This window comes from Brunnivagina elsteri CCALA 953 (assembly GCF_002289455.1).
GTDB classification, from domain to species: domain Bacteria; phylum Cyanobacteriota; class Cyanobacteriia; order Cyanobacteriales; family Nostocaceae; genus Brunnivagina; species Brunnivagina elsteri.
Genome location: NZ_NTFS01000012.1, coordinates 15,087 through 36,868 on the forward strand (window position 1 = coordinate 15,087; position 21,782 = coordinate 36,868).

The window sequence follows — 21,782 nt, forward strand, 5'->3', positions numbered from 1 at the left end:
CTTTCTTCTACTCTTCCTTGGCGTTTTGGCGTACTTGGCGGTTTACATCTATATTTTATTTATCTCACGCAGAGGCGCGGAGGCGCAGAGAGGAATACAAAACTTACTAGTCCATACCCAAAACGCGATCGCGATTGAACAACAACACAACAACCGATAAACCGATTAATAACGGCGTTAACCAATCTCCCCAACGTACATACAGAGTCTTCGTTTGTCGTCTATAAATTGTTTCTGCATGGACTTCATAGGTATTATGCCCCGATATCCAAACAGTTTTACCGTGGGGATTTACGAAACCCGAATATCCTGTATTAGTAGCACGTACAGCCCATCTATCGGTTTCGATCGCTCGCATAATATCTTGAGCATGGTGTTGTGCTGGCATCGCTTTACTGTAATGGGCATTATTTGCAGCACTGAGAATAAATTGCCCCCCAGCAGCAGCTTGACGACGAAATAGTTCGGGAAATGCAGATTCGTAGCAAATCCCAACTATGGCTCGTCCAAATGGGGTATCAAATAGTTGGTTTGATGCACCTGGTACTTGATGCGCTTCCAAAGGTGATAAACGGTTGATGATTCCCCCTAAAATGTTCTCAAAGGGGATATATTCACCCAGGGGAACTAATTTATTTTTATCGTAGCGACTGAAAACTTCACCCTTACCTGTAAATGTAAACAAGCTATTATTATAACTGTCTCCTCTTTCACCAAATCCCCCAATCCAAGCGACTACACCTTTTTCCCTGATAGATTGTACTAAGGAACCTTGCTGAATATCCCGCAGGAAAAATGGTAATGCACCTTCTGGTGTTAATACTGCATCGACATTTTGCGCTGCTAAAGTTAAATATCCCTTTGTGTAGCCTTTAATGGCACGTCGAAACCCTTCAGGATATAGTTTAATTGTATTGGGAATATTACCTTGAATAATTCCGACTTTTAGCGCTGTTTCTGGTGATTGAATGACGGGACGAGAATATAAACTGTAACCAATTAAATGTAAGCTAATAAATAATCCGATAGCGAATAAAATATACCTCATTCCTTTAGCTTGGGAATTCTTCTTGTTTAGGACACTTGATGAGTAATATAAATATGCTTCTGCAAGCAAACCATTAATCGCAATAATTGCGGCTGTAATTGCACTTGTTCCCGTCAATTGTCCGAGATGTAATATTACCAAGTTATGCGGTGATTGGGTGTAAGAAAGCGAACTCCACCAAAGTGGTCCCATGCTCCATAATTTTTCGAGTCCGCACCAAATAGCTGTAGCGATGAGAATACGTATTAAAGGCTTAAGAGGAAATTTTAAATTTGAAATCCCCAGTAGAATAATTACCCAAAAGGTAGCAATTGCAGCACCCCAGAGAGTAATAAATACCCAAACAAAAAATGCGATCGCAATACTAGCTAACCAAGGTACACCCATCCATGTCATTGGATGAATTCCTGTAATCCAAAATAAAGCAACTCCGTGATAACCAATTCCCCAAAGTATAGGGAAAAGGATAATTTTCTTCTTTTTAAATTCTGGTTTTTGACTTTCTTTGATTACCAAAACCCATAAGGGAGCAAGGGCAAACCAAGCTAATAACCAAATATTAAAGGGTGCGACGGTAATACCCATCAACACCCCACTAACTAAAGCAATTATCGGTTTTAAATTATGAGCTACAAATTGCTGAATATTTTTTAAATTCATCACCTTAATTTTTATAATTTGTAATTAATAATTGGCTATATTACTCAAACAATTATTTTATTCCTCTCCGCGCCTCTGCGTGATAAAAAAATATAAGCTGTAAATTCGAGAAAAGTCAGGGAAAACAACTATTGCCCTGACAATCTTTACTTTATTAAACCAACTCTATTTAAGAATTAGGGACTTGTAGAAAATAAAATATCCCAACTATACAATCGTATCCTTCGTGAGGGAGGGTGGGAAGACCCCACCCCTGCGATTGGGGATAATTTATTTCTTGATGTTTCCTTATTCCCCTTCTATCTCTACCTCTGCTTCTATAGCTTCTACTTCTACACCTTCCATAACTTCTACACCTTCAGCACCTTCTAAACCTTCCGTACCTTCACCTGTATCAGGAGGTACAATAGCAACTCCCGTAATTGCGTCATCATCATCAAGACGCTGCACTCTTACACCTGTAGCCGATCGCGATTGGATGGAAATTGCGTTTGTGGATTGGCGAATGATGATACCGCGATTTGTCACCATCATGATTTCATCGTCGCTGTTGACAATGCGTAAGGTTGCCAGTTGATCCTTACTTTTCTTGGTTTTATTCTTGAATTTGGTTGCCATCAAACCTTGTCCAGCACGGTTTTGCAAGCGGAATTGGGCAACAGGAACACGCTTACCGTATCCTGCCGTTGTAATTACCAAAACCCAAGGTCCAACGCTAGCGGTTGCTTCAATGATTTCTTCGTTCTCGTTATTCTCGTTATTCTCGTTATTCTCGGTATTTTCGATGTTTTCAACTTCTTGAGCGTCGATTTCTTCCATCTCAGTATCGGAAACATCGGCGACTGCCAGGTTTTCGAGAATTGCCGCAGGTAAAATATCCATACCCACTAACTCGTCACCTTTTTTGAGTTTCATCGATTTTACACCACGAGTTGCCCTTCCCAACGGACGCAATTGTTCGTTACTGCATCGGAAGTGAATTGCCATCCCGTGACGGGAACCGACGAGGACGCTATCTGTGGGTTTGGCGCGACGTACCCAGCGCAGTTGATCCCCTTCTTCTAAGGAGATTGCAATTAAGCCGTTGGAACGAATATTGCTAAACGCTTCCAAAGCCGTTTTTTTAATATTACCGCCCTTGGTGAGCATTACCAGGTATTCTTGGGCGCTAAACTCATCGACGGGAACGATGGAGGTAATTTTTTCCTCTTTGGGAATCGGTAGCATTTGCACTATGGGAGTGCCGCGACTGGTGCGGGAACTAACGGGTATTTGATAGGCTTTCAGGGAGTAAACAACACCGCGATCGCTAAAAAATAGAACGCTATCGTGGTCGCAACATGTTAAGAAATGTTCGACGGTATCATCATCTTTCACTTTTGCTGCTGCTTTGCCGCGAGTCGCACGGCTTTGGGCTTCAAAGGTGTTTACGGGCATCCGTTTGATGTAACCTTGCTTTGTGACGAGAATAATTGCTTTTTCGTTAGCAATCAGGTCAATGTCATCCAAATCCCCGTCAGCATGGGTAATGATTGTGCGACGAGGTGTGGCATGTCTTTCTTTGATTTGCGTAACTTCAGTCTCGATAATTTCGAGAATCCGCTCGCGTTTGGCTAATATGTCGCGCAAGTCTGCAATTACAACTTGCAGTTCATCGTGTTCGAGACGAATTTTGTCAGCTTCCAGGGCTGTTAAACGCCGTAATTGCATTTGTAAGATTGCGTCTGCTTGGACTTCCGAAAGTCCGTAGCTGCTAATCAATTCACCTTTGGCTGTTGGGCTATCGGCAGCATGACGAATCAAGCTGATGATGCCGTCGAGTTGGGAAAGGGCAATCAACAAACCTTGTAAAAGATGATCCCGTTCCTCGGCTTTGCGGAGTTCGTAGCGGGTACGACGGGTGATTGCTTCGACACGGAAATCCAGGAAAACTTGGAGAAACTGTTTGATGGTGAGGATTTGCGGTTCCGAATTCACCAGGGCTAACATATTCGCGCCGAAGTTGGCTTGAACTGGGGTTTGTTTGTAGATGTTGTTGAGAACCACACGGGGATAGGCATCCCGTCGCAATTCGATCACAATTCGCATCCCATCGCGATCGCTCTCGTCACGAATATCTGCTATGCCATCGATGCGTTTATCATTCACCAATTCGGCAATTTTTTCAATTAACGCTGCTTTATTGGTTTGATAAGGCAACTCGGTAATAATAATTGCTTCTCGATCTGGTCTACCGCGCTGTTCGATGGTTTCGATATTAGCGACACCACGCATTGTAATCGAACCGCGTCCAGTAAGATAGGCTTCGCGGATTCCCGATGTGCCTAATATCAGTGCCCCCGTTGGGAAATCGGGACCATGAATATGCTGCATCAACTCTTGAATTGTGACTTCCGGGTTATGAATTAATACCACTAACCCATCAATCAACTCACCCAAGTTGTGCGGTGGTATATTCGTTGCCATCCCCACTGCAATCCCCGACGAACCGTTCAGCAATAGCTGGGGGATGCGTGCGGGTAATACGGTTGGTTCCTGCTGCGAACCGTCAAAATTGCTGGCAAAATCTACAGTTTCCGACTCAATATCTTGGAGTAGGGCTGCGCTGGTGAGAGCCTGCAAGCGACATTCGGTGTACCGCATTGCTGCTGGGGGGTCATTATCAACCGAACCGAAGTTTCCGTGCCCATTAATCAGGGGCGATCGCATCGAAAAATCTTGCGCCATCCGCACCAAGGCATCGTATACTGCCGTATCACCGTGGGGGTGATATTTACCCAATACTTCTCCGACTACACGCGCACATTTTCGGAAAGGTCTATCCGCAGACAAACCTAACTCATGCATGGCGTATAAAATCCGGCGATGCACAGGTTTAAGACCATCCCTGGCATCTGGTAGCGCCCTACCGACAATGACGCTCATCGCGTATTCCAGGTAAGACCTGGACATTTCGTTCCGCAGGTCTGTCGGGATAATCCTCTCCTGAGAGAATGTCATAGCCTAAATAACTCCAAAACTCGCTACTTTTAGCTTTTACTGCGGGAAAAAAGCAAAATTATTCTTAAATGTTTTTGAATAATTGCTATATTTTGCTATGATTCTAGCATATAAAGCCTTTTTTTGCTGTCAAAGTCGCTGATTGAGCTATAAGAAAATTCAATTGCAAAATTAAAAATTACAAACAAAATTATTAAATACACCACAAATAGAGAATAGGGATTTTTTTGAATGATTTTTTTTACAATCAACAGCAGAAAAAATAAATCTACTCGTTAATAGAAATTAACTTGAATGTATGCCATTATTTTTAATTTTAATATTTCCAGATTTTGACAGCTATAAAGCCTGTATTGCTAGCTTTCTGTTAAAAATAATCGGTTAAGTAACTAAAAATCTATCACTAGTCATCGTGTTTTTAAAATCTAGATTATTCCCAGGAATAGGGTCGTACTAATAGCTCTAGAAATTCAGATATAGATGTGCGATCGCGAGACAAAAACTATGGATGAGAAAAAAGATATAAACAAAACCGAAAAACCAATTTAGAAACAGGTACAACCGAAGTCAAGCCTGAGATATTAAATATGATTAAACACAGTCCTAAAATAGACAATGCAATCGGTGATTTACCATCCGATCGACTCAAAGATAATCAAGCTTTAGTACCCGAAACATTCCGTGAAAGGGAAAGTTATACCAATACCCTTGAAAACACCAAGCAAATAGCTCCCGTATTCCTCTCCATATTCCTCTGCGTGCCTCTGCGCTAACCTCCGCGCTTCTCTGCGTTAAAAAAATAAAATCAAACACTTGTGATATTCCCAATGACCAATTCCCAAACTAGATATACAATTTCAGTATTCCCTCAGCATCCCTACCTACGATATGCTACCAGTTATTTATTCCGATGAATTTCTCGACCATTTGACTGGACTGGGACATCCAGAAAAACCTGAACGCTTAAAGGCAATTACCGCAGCCTTAAAACAAGGTAAAATCGCCTCACATATCCAATGGAAATTACCAACTCCCGCATCGCAACGTCCTTTAATGCGACATTTACAACAAGCGCACGAATCTAGTTACATCGAAAAAGTCAAAGAAATAGCTACAACTGGTGGGGGTTATATCGACAACGAAACGATAATTTCACCCCAAAGTTACAACGTTGCCTTATTGGCATTAAGCGGTTGGTTAGATGGAGTTGATATTGTTCTAGAAACCAAAGAACCCGCATTTGTCATGGCACGTCCACCAGGACATCATGCCGAACGCGAGACAGGGATGGGATTTTGCCTATTTTCCAATGCTGCGATCGCGGCAAATTATGCTCTCGAACAACCAGGAATTAATCGCGTTGCTATCCTCGATTGGGATGTACATCACGGCAACGGAACCCAAAATATTGTCGAAAATAATCCCCAAATTGAGTATTGTTCCCTACATCAATACCCCTGCTATCCCGGTACTGGTAGACACACGGAGAAGGGTTTTCACAATAATGTCCTGAATATACCGATTCCACCAGGTAGTGACATTAGTATTTATCAACCCGTATTTGAAAAGATGGTTGTACCTTTTTTGGCAGAATTTCAACCAGATTTACTCATCGTTAGTGCAGGTTACGACGCAAACGCTAATGACCCATTAGCAAATATTAACCTGCAACCGGAAGATTACGGTTTGTTTACCGAGTACTGTTTGGGGGTAACTCGCAAAATTTTATTTGGTTTGGAAGGTGGTTACGATTTGGATACACTGTCCAAGTCGGTTGTCGCAACGATTGAAAAGTGTTTGGTTTAGGGAATTGGGAAGTTTTTGCAGTTTTAAACAGATTCTATTTTCTCACGCAGAGGCGCAGAGAGAATATGGAGTGGAGTTTTCTTATTATTCATTCTGTCTTCTGCTTGGGAATCCAATATTCAACCAAATACAATATATTCTCACTTAAATTTAGCTTGTCATATTCCTTAACAATTTTTCCCCCTAACCTTTCGGGTATTTTCCGACTAGGGTAATTATCTCTATCAACAGGATAAATAAACCCCTCACAATCCAAATTTTCCTCTCCCCATTGTTTGAGTGCGGCAATTGTTTCAAATCCGTAATAATTGCCTTGTGCCGATTTTTTAAGCCAAATGCCAAATTCAGGCATTTTTGTATTAATCCGATGAATTCCTGTACATCCCAAAAATTCTTTCGTATCTTTTTTTAAAATTACTAGCTGTAAATTATACCCTTCTCTCAATCCAGCTAAGGATTCTTGAATAAATGATTCTGTCTCAGATATATCATTAGCAGCACGAGGATACATGTAAGTAGTGATTTCGGCTGTGAATTCTCTAAAAATCTCGGTTTTATATTGCATCTCAATCGCTTTCAATACAAGTCGATTGGTGATAATTTCAATTTGCAATAAATTCATGGTTTATTGGCTGCTATTTGAGGTGACTAGACTAACTTATAAAGCAACGTAGATATTACTGAGCTTAAGGTAGATATAGTTATTGCAAAAATCTATCATAGGTATAAAGGTTTAACAAACTATCATCCAAAAGTCATCCAATCTTGAGAAGGATTTTTTGAAAATCTGGTCGTTATTTTCCTAAAGTTTTGTTAAGATACGATTAGTTGCAGATTTTTAACGAAATTTGACGGCTGGGGTGTGAAGCAATAAATAGATTAGTAAACAGACCCAAATACCATGTGAGAATTAGGAGGACAAAAAAATGGGTGATTATATTTTCTTCGGTGATGCTCTCCAAATGCTTGTAAACGCCTTTCTAGCTTCAGTAGTATTGCTTGTCGGAGCATCGGGAATCGGTTTAGCAGTGATTGAATCGATTGAAAAAACTGGTGACAGGTAACAATATTCACATTTGATGGCAGATTGATTCTCATCCCAACATTAAGTTTCGCTAATATTCCGTAGTCATAAAAATTTAGTTGTTTTTCTGGAGCCAATGAAAACCGATGGCAAGCTAGTTCGCAACATTGGAAATACTAAGTTACGAATATCTCGTAGTTATCTTTGTGAATTTACCTTGAGGATTTTACTACAGGTAATGACATTGCCATTGAGACTCAACTTAGGTGAAAGTCATAATGGGTTTATTCGACAAGGTTTTTGGACTCCAGAACAAAGTTCAATGAGTATTTAGTTCAAGAGTTTATTACCGCATGAGTTACAAGAAGCAGCGTTTGCTGTTGCGGCAGATTTGATCTAGAAACCCGGTTATATTACCGATGAAGAAAAGAATTTTTTGTACGATCTATATCAAATCCTCGAAATCTCCGTAGAGACAGCAATGCTGATTAAAAATCGCGGATAGAAATTAGATACCTGATGGAGTATCTTCAATTTTTTCATGCCCAAAATCAATACTGAGATATTAGTGTTACTTTTTACCCAATTCTGGGAATACTTAGATTAAGAGAAAAGCGACGTTACACAAGTTACCATGCCTGTCAGCTGTTTAACTAGTGCAACGTCATTTCTAAATATTTCCAAGAAAAGGATAACACAAAAATGGGTTTATTTGACAAAGTACTAAGTAATCATACGGTAAAAGAAGCTTTAAGTCCGGCAGAGGCTTTTGCTGCTATTACATTATCTGCGATCGCATCTGATGGGTATCTTTCTGAAGAGGAATCACGGGGAATTTCCTTAGCACTATCGCGGATGAAGATGTATCGCAGCTACCCGAATGAGGTGATGCAGCGCATGTTTGATAAGCTTTTGGGTATTTTGCGTCGTGAGGGAATGAATAGCTTGTTTGACAGCGCGAAAGATTCTTTACCTTACGAACTGCGTGAGTCGGCTTTTGCAGTGGCTACAGATTTAATTTTGGCTGATGGTGTTGTTGCTCAAGAGGAACAGGAATTTTTAAACGATTTATACCAAGCTTTGAGTTTGGATGCTGAAGTTGCAACCCGCATTCTCGAAGTGATGATAATTAAAAATCGCGGATAATGTCTAATTTCCGGTGGTAGGTATAATTCTCCAAACAATTACATCAATAATTAATGGCACAGCGAACCATTGGACTAGGTTTTAACCTTGTTGCAGTGGTAAACCCCCAAAGAGTTTAGCTGTGCCTTTTCGATGTTATTTTTTGCTGGCAGTAAAAAATAATTTGCTTTATGTAAAGAATTTGTATATAACTGATTTTCAACACATATTTTGCAAGCACCGCAAGTTATTTGGAACAACTAAGTAAAAATGTTAACTTTCATACTTCCTGAATTTACGTAAAGACTATAGTATTTAAACACTTTTCCATTTCCTCACTTTTTTCCTTGCGTTGATTACTAACCCTGGAATATAAAAAATGAACCACTCAAAAAGAAAAGCTAAGTAAGATGCCCTGTTTCGCTACCCTCGCTCAGTTAGTCGATGTTCTTTCTGCCAAAAAAGTTAATATATCTGACATTTCTCTTGATTTTTTAAGTACTGGTATACAAACAGATACGCGATTACTTCAGCCTGGTGAGGTATTTTTAGCATTGCGTGGTGAAAAGTTTGATGGTCATCAATTTGTCGAGATGGCAATTAAAAAAGGTGCGATCGCGGCAATTGTTGATTTTGAGTACCAAGATACGCAATTTCCTGTATTACAGGTGGAAAATACACTTGTCGCTTATCAACAACTTGGTCGTTGGTGGTGTAATCAGTTTAATATTCCCGTGATTGGGGTTACGGGTTCGGTGGGTAAAACTACTACGAAGGAGTTGATTGCAGCAGTTTTAGGAACTGCTGGGAGGGTTCACAAAACCCATGCAAATTTCAATAATGAAATTGGTGTACCCAAGACTTTATTGGAACTTAGGGATGACCATGATTTTGCGGTGATTGAAATGGCAATGCGGGGGAAGGGACAAATTGCCGAATTAACGCAAATTACTCGTCCGAATGTTGGGGTAATTACCAATGTGGGAACGGCACATATTGAGTTGTTGGGTTCGGAAGTCGCGATCGCACAGGCAAAATGCGAACTTTTGGCGGAAATGCCCCCCGATGGTGTGGCAATTCTCAACCATGACAACCCGTTATTGATGGAGATGGCAGGGAAGGTTTGGCAAGGTGAAGTGATTACTTATGGTTTATCGGGGGGGGATATCCAGGGAGAATTAATCGATCACAACAATATCAAGGTTGGGGGAATGGCTTTACCTTTACCTTTGACAGGACGACACAATGCCAGCAATTTCTTGGCAGCTTTGGCAGTGGCTAAAGTCTTTGATATTAGCTGGTCATCTTTAAAGTCGGGGGTTGTGGTGGATATGCCATCTGGGCGATCGCAGAAAATTATGTTACCCAATGATGTAATTATATTAGATGAAACCTATAATGCTGCACCGGAAGCAATGTTAGCAGCTTTAAATTTATTGGCAGAAACTCCGGGAACAAGGAGAATTGCCGTATTAGGTGCAATGAAAGAATTAGGAGAGCGATCGCACCAATTACATCAGCTGGTTGGTGAGATGGTCAAAAGTTTAGATTTAGATGCTTTGTTGGTGTTGGTTGACGGGGAAGATGCGGAAACTATCGTCACAAGTGCCGCAGGAATCCCATCGGAGTCTTTCACTAATCATGCCGACATGGTGGCAAGGTTAAAGGGTTACATCCAGGAAGGGGATAGATTGCTTTTCAAAGCTGCCCACTCAGTTGGACTCGATCGAGTGGTTAGTCAGCTACAGGCAGAATTTTCCGTCTAAAAGTCAATTAACATTACTTAAAATTAATTATTTTCCTAATTCAGCCCGTTTTTCTCAAGAAAGCGGGTTTTTTTTGCTGAATGTCCAAGGTATATCGCACCAGAGGCAAATGCCTTGTAAAATCATAATTTAGCAACCCATATACACAAGTCTGATTTCCCTTCATATCCCGGAAATCATCCCCCCTAACTCCACTTTATAAGGGGGGAAAATAAAAATCCAGTTACCTCCCCTTTATAAGGGGAGGGTTAGGCTGGGGTTCTTTTATTCTGGTTGTACTACTGAACACAACAGTAGCCTAGTTTTTAGCCCAATTCCCGTTGCCCAATTTATATATAATATGTCTGAATTGCCAAAGACTTTAGAAGACGCTATTATCCAAGCACAGCAAGGAACCCAAGCCGCTTTAGCTGACGGAAAAACTCGCTTGCAAGTTGACTTACTGTTCCCCGAACTCAAATTTATGCCCGTGGCACAACAGTTCCTCCCCATTTTTGAACCTTACGGAGATAAACTCAAAATCTTTTTTGCTGATGCTGGTGCTTGTGCCCTTGCCCGTCGCGAATGGGCTGATGTACCCTATAAAATTGAAGATGTTGGTACGGGTAGAGCAGCATCAATTGAGTCAAAAGTCAAGCCAGAAGACGAAATTTTCCTGTTTATTTCTCCAACATCGGTAGAAATACCCCAAATCGAACAAATTTGTCAGGCAATTGGCGAAAATCGTCCCTTCATTATGCTAAATCCCCGTCTTGAAGATGCGGGAACAGTGGGAATTGGCTATGCAGGAAGACAAACCCGACAGCGTTTTATTAGTACTATTGAATCTTGTTATTACCTGCGTCCGATATTTGAAGAAGCCGCAGTACTTCGTTGCTATCCTGGAATCTGGGAAGTGTGGGTAGAAAATGCTGGTAACTACGAGAGAGTTGCCGAATTAGATAATAAACCATCGGGTGATGAACTCGATCAGATTTTAGCAAAAGGACAACCCGCAACTACAACTGCAAATGGGGAAACTGTGCCAGCAAAAAAACCTAGTATGATGCGAGGGTTACAAAGGTTTTTGAAAGCATTAGGTAATTAGCGAGAGATACAGTAGATTTCACGAAATTTAAGTACCCCAAACCCATCGAAACAATTCGCAATTCGTAATACTCGCAGAGCGAGAAGCTAAAGCTACGCAATTATGTTTTGTAACGGGGATTTTACCCCGACACAAAACACGCTGCCGTCATTAGGCAGGGGAATTAAACCCCCAAGCTTGGTTGAAAATGCTGTAGGGGTGGGGTTTTCCCACCCTGGATAGTATTTTACGAAAGTCGAATATACTCTAAAAAGTAATAGAAATTAGGGCAAACGGTTGTTTGCCCCTACGAGATTATTATGTATGTGGGGATAAGTAGTCGTGCAAAATTAATCATACATTCCGAAAAGCTCAAACCCTTGTAAATACTCTGCTCTACCCACAATGGTGATATATATTTAATTTTGCGTAACCACTTATTTGTGTTCTAATGCGATAAGCGAAGCTTAATGCAGTCGGTATATCGCAATTGCCGCAGGTAAGATTTTATGTTCTTCTGCTTGGATTCGCGAATGTAGGGTTTTTAAGGTGTCTTCTGGCAAAATTGGTACAGCAGATTGCATTAAAATTTTGCCGCTATCAACTTCTAGAGAAACTAAATGTACTGTACAACCAGTAATTTTTACACCACTTGCTAAAGCTTGTTCTATTGCTCGTGAGCCTTTAAAACTTGGTAGTAAACTCGGATGAATATTAATTATTTTATCAGGGAATGCATCAATTAAGACTTGTGTAACTATTCGCATCCATCCTGCCATCACCACTATTTCGACATTGTATTGTTGTAAAGTTTTAGCAATAGCTGTATCTAAATCTTCGCGTTGTGTGTAATCGCGGTGATTTAATAAAACTGCTGGAATATTGCTATTTTCTGCCCGTTTGGCTACGTATGCATCAGGATTATTGTAGATTAAAACCTCAATTTTGGCATTGAGTTGTCGTGTTTGAATTGCTTGGGCAACTGCTTCAAAATTACTCCCATCTCCAGAAGCTAATATTCCTAATTTTGCCACATTCCCTCGATTTAATTCTTGACTGAGGAAAGGTTTGTTGATAGAAGGAGAAATTAAGCTTGGGGTTGAACTAAAAGCAGCAGTTTCCATTGCGATCGCGAATGTAGGTAAAAATGAAATATTATACATGGGAGACGCGATATATCGCGTCTCTACATTATGATGATTATTTGCGATATGCCTCTGGCATTAAGCTTTGCTTATCGCTTGGGTCAACAAATTTGATATTCTTTGGTGGAACTGTGGTTTGCGATATCCTTTCAAATATTGGTGTATCAGGAGAAAAACTATTTGGTCTGGATTGTCCTGGATTTGCATTCAGGATTTCTAATCGCATTTTACCATCAACAGTCATCTCTAAAATTGTTTCCACCTTTTGACTTGGGTCTTTCGGGATAATGTCTAGCTGGATTGGTTTTGCTTCGGAATTAACTTTGTAATTCATCCCATACGCAATTTTCTCAAATTCTCCCCACATAAATAACTTTTCATCTGGAGTGAATATAAAATTTATCACTTGGGAATTCGTGAGATTTTTCACTTGCCAATGTCCTATTAGTTGCTGTTTAATCGGGCTAGATGGTGTTGTTTGAGATGGTTGTGGAGTTTGATTTGCTTTTACTATTCCTGGCTGAACTATTATAGTGGTTGTCAGAACTAAGCCAATCAAGACATTTTTTGTTTTGAGGTGGTGAATAAACTGCAATCGATTCAACTTAAAATAGTTATTATTCATTGGTTGTCTAAAATTAAAGGCTATCCAGATTTAAAACAATCTCACAATTATTGAATATTTGCCACTAGGAAAGCAAATGGATACAAATTATACCACAAATACTCACCGTAATAATCAAAGTCACATATTAGATAATGATACGTTAGCTGCTTGGATTTTTCTCTCTCCAGCACTGATTTTATTAGGATTATTTATAATTTTCCCTATAATTTACCTGTTTATTCTCAGCTTTACAACTGGAAGTTTTACATCAGCAGGTACTTATTGGGTTGGTTTAAAAAACTATGCAAGATTAATACTTAATCCTGATTTTTGGCAAGTAATTGGTAATACTTTTTACTTTACTTTTTTTACTGTTATTCCTAGCTTGATTATTCCCTTAGGTTTAGCTGTACTTTTAAATAAGAATATTCCAATGCGAGGTATTTTAAGAACAACTTATTTTCTACCTTCTATTGTTTCACTAGTTGCCGCAGGTTTGGGTTTTCGTTGGATATTTCAAACAGATGGACCAATTAATAGCTTTTTAAATATGTTTGGAATTGTACCAATTTCTTGGTTGGGGGATACATTTTGGGCAATGCCAGTGTTGATTATTTTGAGTATTTGGAAACAACTAGGTTTTAATATGGTTGTGTTCTTAGCAGGTTTACAAACAATTCCGTCTAGTCGTTATGAAGCTGCTGAATTGGATGGAGCAAAACCTTGGCAGCAATTTTGGCATATTACTTTACCTGGGTTACGTCCAACTTTAGTATTTGTAATTGTGACGACAATTATTTTTACTTTACGAAGTTTTGAACAGGTTTATGTTATGACTGGTGGTGGTCCTTTAAATTCGACAAATTTACTAGTTTTCTATGTTTATCAAGAAGCATTTGCTCAATTTGATTTTGGTTACGCAGCAGCAGCAGCAACTGTACTTTTAGGAATTACTTTAGTCTTGGTTTATTTACAGTTACGAACTTGGACTGAGGATAGTTAATTGTACTAAAAATACCTTACAGTTTGGCTTTTAAACGCAGAGAGAAGAGGAGGTAAGCGCAGAGTTTCGCGGAGACTAAAATTCACGTTTGGAGAAAATGAGAATCGCGATCGCAATTAACATGGCACTATATAATAAGCCATAACCTGCATTGGAAAGTAATGCAATTGAACTGGGTAATGCTTTCATCCCATACACTGCCTGGTTTTTTAAATCTAAACGGGATAAGTCAGGTAGCACAAGGAAAAGCCCTCTGGTGATGCGTTCGATACCAGGATTTTGACTGAGATTACCTAGTTTAAGTAAATCTTGGGTGATATTACCCATCAAATACACACCAAAAGTTAAAGCTGTTGCGAGTAGCGAACTGGTAAATACACTTAAAGTAATTGAGACAGCAGCTATCAAACAAAGCTGTAGGATTAAAAATAAAGATGCGATCGCAATACTCTGAATCGAGTAGGATATCTTGGCAAGTTGCATAAATCCCAAGAAAATACCTGTCATTGCCACAACAAGTACTGCTAAAACTGCCGATAATCCCAGAAATTTACCACATATAAATTCAGCACGACTGACAGGTTTGGCAATTAACATCAAAATCGTGCGTTTTTCGATTTCCTTATTTACCAAACTCGTACCCACAAATATCGCCACAATAGTACCTAGCGCACTCATTGCCGCTAAACTAAAGTCGGGAAACATCTTAGCTTCGGTAGATGCTGCTAACTCTGGTAATAAACGCATTGCCACAGCAAGTATGAGAGCGTAAATACCAATGATATATAGGATGCGATCGCGTACCACTTCTCTAAATACATTACCAGCTAGTACAAAAGGTCTATTTAAGTTCATATTTTTAGATAGAATTAATAATTAATACTTAGTGGATATGGAGGATAGAAAACATTATGATATATCCTCCCTTTGTCTGAAAACTACTGCTTTGCTGGAAGAGAATCAGGGAAATACTGAGATTTCGGTTCGCACTTAACTTCCGAAACGAGAATTTTTTCACCAGGTTTTTGGATATTTACTGTTCCCAAATTTGCGGGGATTGAAATTGGATCGATTTGGCAGGATTTACTCAAAAAAGAACCCTGAGAATTGGAAATAGGACCATTCCAAATACTTAATAAATCTAATTTATATCCACCATCTTTTTGATTAGATACCTTTGCATCAACATTCCATAATTGCCATTCTTCAATTCTCTGTTGTTCAACATTATTAACCTTTTTACCGCTTTGTTTACTCAGGTTTTGAATCACCTCGTTCCCCAAAGCATTAACCCTTCCAGTTAAATTCCCCAAAGCATCCCTTCTTAAAGGTGCTTCAATCAACCAACGTTCAACTTGTGACCAGACTCTATTATTTAATTGTTCTTCTACTCTTGGTTGCAAGCGATTTAAGATTAAAGCTCCATTTTCAGGAAAGTCTTTTTTGGGTTCAGTTCTAATCACAAAAGTACTACGAACCATCTTATCTGCTTGGATACTGGGGTATTGTCTTGCCCATTTATCAACAGTAAAATAAAGTTGTAGCCAGCAGCTTAATATTAGACTACAAGCAAGTAAAACAATAATTCTTTGGCGTATTTCTGCCTTTGGAAGTTGACGTTTTACATCTATTCCACTGCCTTCAAAAAATTCTGGAATAGCAGTAAGTACAGCAGCGATTGAGGGCCATAAAACAATAGTTCTAGTTGTTAGTACGTCCTGCTCATGTCCAAACGCAAAAACACTAATCAAAAAACCAGTTATGACTGCCCCAACTGGCATATTTGTTCCGGGAATAAGTAAGGGTTGATCGGTAGTATACCAAGATGTTCCAGCAATTAAAAAGAACCATCCAAAAAAAGAAATTATCCCCTTAATAGGTGGTTCAGAAAGCGATGACATTACCCAAGAAAATACACTTAGATAAATTAGTATTTGCCACGAGTAAGCGCGGGGTGGAACTAATATAATCCGGATACGTTCGTAGACAAATTCCACAACCCCAAATAGACCAAATAAATCCCTTACAATTTGCATATTTTTAGTTAGTAGTTATTGGTTAATAGTCAGTAGTCAATGAGTTTTGATTGTGGACTTTGAATTAAAAAATTATCTATGACTCATTAACAAGTTAATTATCAACCATTTGTCCTGATTGTTCGTAGCAGCATAATGAGACTAATAAAGCTGTAACTCAAAGAATTGGCAATCAAGATAGTAGTTAACAAGTTAGTATTTTGCAACTTCAACTTACCCGTGCGACGGGATGTTTTCCGAGTAGAAGCTTGTTCAGTAGGTTGAGGTGGTTTGCTAATATCCCTGAGAGAGAGCAAAGCCAGCTTTAACAAGACAAATTTAATTAGAAATGTTGCAAAGAAAATAATAAAAGCAGTTATAACAACTAAAGGACGAATACTAGGATTAAACTGGTCAAAAAATACGACATTGATTAAATCTGACTTTAATCTTAGTGGTAAAATTGGCTCAATGAGAAAAAAGATCAGCCATCCGAGTGCCCCTGAAAACAGATTAATCCCTATGGAATAAAATATACTAGTGCGTTTGTCAAATTTGAGTCGAATTGCCAGAATATAAGCTTCTACCGGAATTGTAACTGTAAAAAACAAAAAATTGAACAAGATTGCTCCCAGTGGAAATACTGGGGCTAAATCAAAAAAGGGAAAAACTGGTAAATCAAACATACGACTGTTGGGTATATAACTTGAGAAAGTATAGCTGTACTGTCGTCACTGTTGGGGAAAACTATCCCATTTTTCCAGCTTTTGAGGCTGTTTGATGGATAATTTTTCTGAGAATTTAACTTTGACAAGAGTAAAGTCGATTCTTAAAACCCCTTGGCAATTTTCAAATAATCTACCATTCCCAAGACATATTTTAGGTATGTAGTCAGGGGTAATTTACCTCAGCCAGGTAGCGATCGCATAATTAATTTTTCGCATATGAACGAATGGCACAGCCTACCATTGTATAAAATCTATTGCCGATAACTCAAGAGTTTCTCTTCCTGATAGTACGAAACATTCGGTAAGATGGAAAACGCCACGTTACAGCGTTTGGGAAGATGACAAGGAACGGCATCGGTATTCGCACAGCACAAGTGCGTCAACAAAGGGTGACAGGGCAAATCCACGTTTATGATGGTGCGGGCAAAGGCAAGTCTCAAGCTGCCTTAGGTGTGGTTTTGCGCTCGATTGGTTTAGGTATCAATACACCGAATAACTCTAACCGCGTCTTGTTGTTACGGTTCCTCAAAGGACCGGAACGGGATTACGATGAAGATGGCGCGATCGCAGCTCTCCAAAGTGGGTTTCCTCACCTGATTGACCAAGTTCGTACCGGGAGGGATGAGTTTTTTGGACCTGACGCGATTATTAATTTCGATCGTGAAGAAGCTGCAAGGGGTTGGAATGTTGCCAAAGGTGCGATCGCTTCTGGTTTGTATTCGGTTGTGGTTTTAGACGAAATTAACCCCATTCTGGATTTAGGTTTACTTGAGGTTGATGAAGTCGTTCAAACTCTTAAATCTAAACCCCATGAATTAGAAGTAATTGCCACTGGACGTGCGGCACCACAACAACTACTCGATATTGCCGATTTACATTCGGAAATGAAGCCTCACCACCATGAGGCTGCTAAAATTCATGGATTACAAGGTATTGAAATTTATACTGGTGCGGGGAAAGGTAAATCTACAAGCGCTTTAGGAAAGGCATTACAAGCAATTGGTCGTGGTATAAATCATCCAGGTTCCACCCGTGTACTGATAATGCAATGGCTCAAAGGAGGAAGCGGTTACACCGAAGATGCCGCGATCGCAGCTTTACAGCAATCCTATCCCGAAGTCGTAGACCACCAACGCTGTGGACAGGATGCGATCGTCTGGCGAAACTCCCGTCAAGAACTCGATTATGTCGAAGCCGAACGGGGTTGGGAAATTGCCAAAACTGCGATCGCTTCAGGATTATACAAAACCATCATCCTCGACGAACTCAACCCCACAGTCGATTTGGAGTTATTACCTGTGGAACCAATCGTCCAGGCTCTACTCCGCAAACCCCGCGATACTGAAGTTATTATCACAGGTCGCTGTCAAAACCAACCTGCATATTTCGATTTAGCAACAATACATTCCGAAGTTTACTGTCATAAACACTACGCTAACCAAGGCGCTGAACTCAAACGCGGTGTAGATTATTAAACTTGGTAATCGTCTTTTTACAACCCTCAATCCTGATATCCTACAATTACGACACACTTAGACTAAGGAAAAACTAATGGCTGTAGATGAAAGTACATTAGATATGATAACTGGTGGTATTGCGATCGCAATTCTTCTTGGTGGGATGTTAATGATGTTTACCACTGTTTTCACCACCAAAGGCAGGTAGTATATAAAAACACTAGTTATTTCCACCGTTTCGATCGCATGTATCGGTACAATATCCGCAAACCATGCGATCGCACAAATAGGAACTGACTTTTCCCGTTAAGTCTTAAAAAGCTTACTCACCAAGGATTTAGGAAAAAGCACAGTACTTAAGCTAAAGGTGAAAAAATACAAAGTAGAAGCAATTACTTAACTGCAAGTGGTAACAATAATCGACTAACAACACGATCGTCTGGAAGTTGATAGAAGTGTAATTCCCCTCCCATTTGTTGCATGAGGTTTTGGCAAATAAGTAAGTGCAAACCTGGGGGTTGGTCTAAGTGTGATGGGACTAGGATATCTTTTGGAGTGTCTTGGTAAAGTTCAATAAGTAGTTGTTGGTTGATACTACCGTTATCGGTGATGGAAAGTTCTAGGAAATGCTCATCTAAGCGACGACACCAAAAGTCAATTCTGCCTCCTGATATAGAGCGATCGCACGCTGCTACTAATAATTCATTTAATACAAGTTCCATTTTGGTGATATCACCGATGAATATTAGTGAGTATTGGGATAATCGGACGTTTGCTTTTTCGCGACTGTTGCTATCATCGGTAATGTTTTGCCCTAAGCCATGTATCCCAATCCATAATTTTTGTTGTTTGAGTAAACTATCGACTCGTTCGAGCGATCGCTTGAGTAAAGTCGCGATAGGTATCTTGTCATTTGCAATCTGCAATTGCCATTGTTCGGTTTGTAATAATCCTGCGATCGATGTATTAGTGTTTTCCATCTGACGTAACATTTGTTGGTAGCGTACCTGCAAAAAGTCTGTTTTGGGAATGCCTAAGTCTTTAATTTGGGAAATTAATGAGGCTAAATTACGTTGATTTTCTTGATATTTTTGATGTTTGTACCAGTTTAGTTGTTGTAATTCTTTCTTATTATCAAGTAAATTTTGCGTGACTAGCTTTTGTCTTCGTGACCAAGCTAATTGACAAATTAATGTTTCTGTGGCTTTTAAGCTTTTTTCTGACCAACGACGCTGTAATGTATCTGCCATTATGACTACACCAGTGGGTTCATAATCTGGTTCTGTACGTAATGCCAGTAATAAAATTTGACCAATTTCTACTCCGTGCATCCACTTCCGGGTATCTTCGGGTAGGTCATCGGCTTTGATTGCGAGTATCCCCTGGCTTGTGAGTCCCCATTGAATCAAAGCTTCGGCTTTAATTGGCACTAAGGTATCTGTCTTAACAACAAAATTATCTGTGACTACACCTGGTATAATTTCAGCGTAGTTTTCTCCAGGCAACCACGAAAGCATCAAGACTAAAGGACAATTGAGAACCGATGCAATTTGTCGCAAGGAAATAATTTCGAGGTGCTGATTACCGGGTTCACTATTAGCGCTTTGTGCTTGTTCGAGAACCTGTAAACAACCCTGAAAGCTTTGCATAATTTTTTCTTGCTGTTCGGTATTGTGGTAAAGTTGCCACTGCCGAGTAATTACACCAACCTGCTGGCTGACAATTTGGATTAGTTGTTTTTCTTGAACTGTCCAAGCACGGTCGCTTTCATGGGTGATGAGCAATAGGGATTCGGGTGCTTTTCCGATAGCGCAATTGGTGACTATAAAAGAGCGAACTCCCACTTCCAGCAATGCCGATCGCCAATTATAAAATCGTAAATCTTCCTCTAAATTTTCGACTGCGATCGCATCTTCACTACGCTGCAACAGTAACCAATCGACTTCCCGCAAGGTATCAAAGTTAAAATTTAAGGAACGACGGTTGTTTGGTTGATTTTGATGCAAAATCTCGTATCTATTTTGGTCGGGATTGTGATAGAGCAATATAAATCTGGTAGCTCCCAAACGTTCCAAAATTTTACTAGCGCAGATACTCAGGGTTTCTTCAAAGTCACATTCGCTGTAAATACCTTTGGCAACTTGATTTGTTAATTGAGCTTCATCGCGAATTGACTGGATTGTTAATTCCATATTTTCAACTGGAGATGCCAAGGAAATCAAACCTGCTGCCCCTTGAACAAAGCTTTTATCGTTTTCCTTCCAAATCCGCGCTTCATTCGCTTCTACCGCAATAAATCCCAGTAAATCCTTTTGCCAAATAATTGGAGCCGCCAGGAGCGATCGCACGTTTAAGCGTTCCATCAATTGGGCTGTAAAATGACTTTTCAGGGAACTCCTACCTTCCCCAATCGATACAATTTCATTCACCGCTAAAGCGTAATAAAAATCACTCAATTCCTCAACGGTAATCGAAGTTGCCGAAGATTTATCCCTAATCCCTGGCAAGCTATTTTTCTGGCTGTGATGGTTGCTGCATCGTCGCCAAAAATACCTTCCTTCCCGCTCAAACCAATAAATATGGGTATGATTTGGAGCTACAAATTCATGTGTTGCTTGTAAGACAGTCCCTAAACGCTGCTCGAAGTTACTGGAACTTTGTAATTTTTGTAACAAGTCTAAAAGCGGCACTTCCAAGCGCTTAGTTTGTTTTTGCTGCCAATTCATCTCATATTGATGCAGCGCTGCGGCAAGTTCCCCCAAAACCATCATCAATCTCGCTTTAGCATCGGTGGGCAAAAGATAACCCCAACGAGACGAAGCCAGCATGAGTAAGCCCAAACATCGGTCTTTGTAGCGAATTGGCAGGATAATAGTTCCTTGGAGTTCATGCTTTTTGGCAAACTCCTGCCATCCTTCTGTCCGCGTTTCTGCCCGTAAATCGGCAACCCCAACTGGTCGTTGTTCGATTACTACTTGCTCAAATAAATCCCCTGGACTCAATACTAAACGCTGATTTAAAAAATTATTATTCCCTTGCGGAGCAACACCACCTTTACCAATCAAGATGTGATTCAAGCGATCGTAAAGTGCTACCCACACCAAGTTATAGTCAAACTGGTCTTTGACAAAAGAAATAATTGTTTCAATTAGAACATCAACATTATCTTCTTCCCTAAGGCTTTGAAGAACCCGTCCCAAGGAGATAATATGCTGCTCGGCGGCTATAGGTCGTTGTGACTGCCCCATCTGATAATCGCTTAAATATTAATTAATATAGGTTGATATTATATAAGATGCCCAAAATATTGCTCTAATCTATAGTTCAGGGGG

General features: G+C 39.9%; 18 protein-coding genes. 9 read left to right on the top strand and 9 right to left on the bottom strand.

What is annotated here, in order from left to right:
* Positions 1 to 106: 106 nt before the first annotated feature.
* Together lnt and gyrA are read right to left on the bottom strand one after the other, a co-directional pair.
* On the bottom strand, positions 107 to 1,708 hold the full coding sequence (lnt, locus tag CK510_RS02080; RefSeq protein ID WP_245911810.1) for an apolipoprotein N-acyltransferase: 1,602 nt from the start codon (positions 1,706 to 1,708) through the stop codon (positions 107 to 109).
* Between the two features lie 288 nt (positions 1,709 to 1,996).
* Positions 1,997 to 4,708, bottom strand: coding sequence for a DNA topoisomerase (ATP-hydrolyzing) subunit A (gene gyrA / locus CK510_RS02085; RefSeq protein ID WP_095720105.1), 2,712 nt, complete (start codon positions 4,706 to 4,708; stop codon positions 1,997 to 1,999).
* Between the two features lie 587 nt (positions 4,709 to 5,295).
* Here gyrA and CK510_RS02090 point away from each other — a divergent pair.
* Complete coding sequence (locus CK510_RS02090; protein WP_095720106.1) at positions 5,296 to 5,481, top strand: hypothetical protein; 186 nt, start codon at positions 5,296 to 5,298, stop codon at positions 5,479 to 5,481.
* 115 nt (positions 5,482 to 5,596) lie between these two features.
* Positions 5,597 to 6,514, top strand: a complete 918-nt coding sequence (locus CK510_RS02095; RefSeq protein WP_095720107.1) for a histone deacetylase family protein — start codon at positions 5,597 to 5,599, stop codon at positions 6,512 to 6,514.
* A gap of 88 nt (positions 6,515 to 6,602) precedes the next feature.
* On the opposite strand, the gene CK510_RS02100 is transcribed toward CK510_RS02095, so the two are convergent.
* Positions 6,603 to 7,136 carry a GNAT family N-acetyltransferase gene (locus CK510_RS02100; protein WP_095720108.1) on the bottom strand — a complete coding sequence of 178 codons (534 nt, stop codon included), beginning with the start codon at positions 7,134 to 7,136 and terminating at the stop codon, positions 6,603 to 6,605.
* Between the two features lie 304 nt (positions 7,137 to 7,440).
* Here CK510_RS02100 and CK510_RS32265 point away from each other — a divergent pair, with 304 nt between their 5' ends.
* The 5 genes from CK510_RS32265 to CK510_RS02120 all read left to right on the top strand — a co-directional run bounded on the left by CK510_RS32265 (position 7,441) and on the right by CK510_RS02120 (position 11,516).
* On the top strand, positions 7,441 to 7,578 hold the full coding sequence (locus CK510_RS32265) for a hypothetical protein (RefSeq protein WP_169926993.1): 138 nt from the start codon (positions 7,441 to 7,443) through the stop codon (positions 7,576 to 7,578).
* Positions 7,579 to 7,674: 96 nt separating this feature from the next.
* Positions 7,675 to 7,872 (top strand): hypothetical protein, encoded by a 198-nt coding sequence (locus CK510_RS02105; RefSeq protein WP_095720109.1) that lies wholly within the window; start codon positions 7,675 to 7,677, stop codon positions 7,870 to 7,872.
* 368 nt (positions 7,873 to 8,240) lie between these two features.
* Positions 8,241 to 8,684: a tellurite resistance TerB family protein gene (locus CK510_RS02110; protein ID WP_095720110.1), complete on the top strand. Its 444-nt coding sequence runs from the start codon at positions 8,241 to 8,243 to the stop codon at positions 8,682 to 8,684.
* A gap of 389 nt (positions 8,685 to 9,073) precedes the next feature.
* A complete protein-coding gene (locus CK510_RS02115; RefSeq protein WP_095720111.1) occupies positions 9,074 to 10,429 on the top strand; it encodes a UDP-N-acetylmuramoyl-tripeptide--D-alanyl-D-alanine ligase in 1,356 nt (451 codons plus the stop codon).
* A 340-nt stretch (positions 10,430 to 10,769) separates the two neighbouring features.
* Positions 10,770 to 11,516, top strand: a complete 747-nt coding sequence (locus CK510_RS02120; RefSeq protein WP_095720112.1) for a DUF1995 family protein — start codon at positions 10,770 to 10,772, stop codon at positions 11,514 to 11,516.
* Between the two features lie 446 nt (positions 11,517 to 11,962).
* Here CK510_RS02120 and purN read toward each other — a convergent pair whose 3' ends face one another.
* Positions 11,963 to 12,658: a phosphoribosylglycinamide formyltransferase gene (purN, locus tag CK510_RS02125; protein ID WP_245911809.1), complete on the bottom strand. Its 696-nt coding sequence runs from the start codon at positions 12,656 to 12,658 to the stop codon at positions 11,963 to 11,965.
* 37 nt (positions 12,659 to 12,695) lie between these two features.
* Positions 12,696 to 13,265 (bottom strand): hypothetical protein, encoded by a 570-nt coding sequence (locus tag CK510_RS02130; RefSeq protein WP_095720113.1) that lies wholly within the window; start codon positions 13,263 to 13,265, stop codon positions 12,696 to 12,698.
* A gap of 76 nt (positions 13,266 to 13,341) precedes the next feature.
* Here CK510_RS02130 and CK510_RS02135 point away from each other — a divergent pair, with 76 nt between their 5' ends.
* Entirely contained in the window at positions 13,342 to 14,250 is a 909-nt protein-coding gene (locus CK510_RS02135; RefSeq protein ID WP_095720114.1) for a carbohydrate ABC transporter permease, read from the top strand.
* A 75-nt stretch (positions 14,251 to 14,325) separates the two neighbouring features.
* Here CK510_RS02135 and CK510_RS02140 read toward each other — a convergent pair whose 3' ends face one another.
* From CK510_RS02140 to fraC, 3 genes are all read right to left on the bottom strand, one after another.
* Positions 14,326 to 15,105, bottom strand: coding sequence for an ABC transporter permease (locus tag CK510_RS02140; protein ID WP_095720115.1), 780 nt, complete (start codon positions 15,103 to 15,105; stop codon positions 14,326 to 14,328).
* Positions 15,106 to 15,188: 83 nt separating this feature from the next.
* Positions 15,189 to 16,286: a septal junction protein FraD gene (gene fraD / locus CK510_RS02145; RefSeq protein WP_095720116.1), complete on the bottom strand. Its 1,098-nt coding sequence runs from the start codon at positions 16,284 to 16,286 to the stop codon at positions 15,189 to 15,191.
* A gap of 101 nt (positions 16,287 to 16,387) precedes the next feature.
* Entirely contained in the window at positions 16,388 to 16,951 is a 564-nt protein-coding gene (gene fraC, locus CK510_RS02150) for a filament integrity protein FraC (protein WP_095720117.1), read from the bottom strand.
* Positions 16,952 to 17,331: 380 nt separating this feature from the next.
* Between fraC and CK510_RS02155 the strand changes: the two genes are divergently transcribed.
* On the top strand, positions 17,332 to 18,468 hold the full coding sequence (locus CK510_RS02155) for a cob(I)yrinic acid a,c-diamide adenosyltransferase (RefSeq protein WP_095720118.1): 1,137 nt from the start codon (positions 17,332 to 17,334) through the stop codon (positions 18,466 to 18,468).
* A 374-nt stretch (positions 18,469 to 18,842) separates the two neighbouring features.
* Here the strand turns inward: CK510_RS02155 and CK510_RS02160 are convergent, their stop codons facing one another.
* On the bottom strand, positions 18,843 to 21,698 hold the full coding sequence (locus CK510_RS02160; protein WP_095720119.1) for a sensor histidine kinase: 2,856 nt from the start codon (positions 21,696 to 21,698) through the stop codon (positions 18,843 to 18,845).
* Between the last annotated feature and the right edge of the window lie 84 nt (positions 21,699 to 21,782).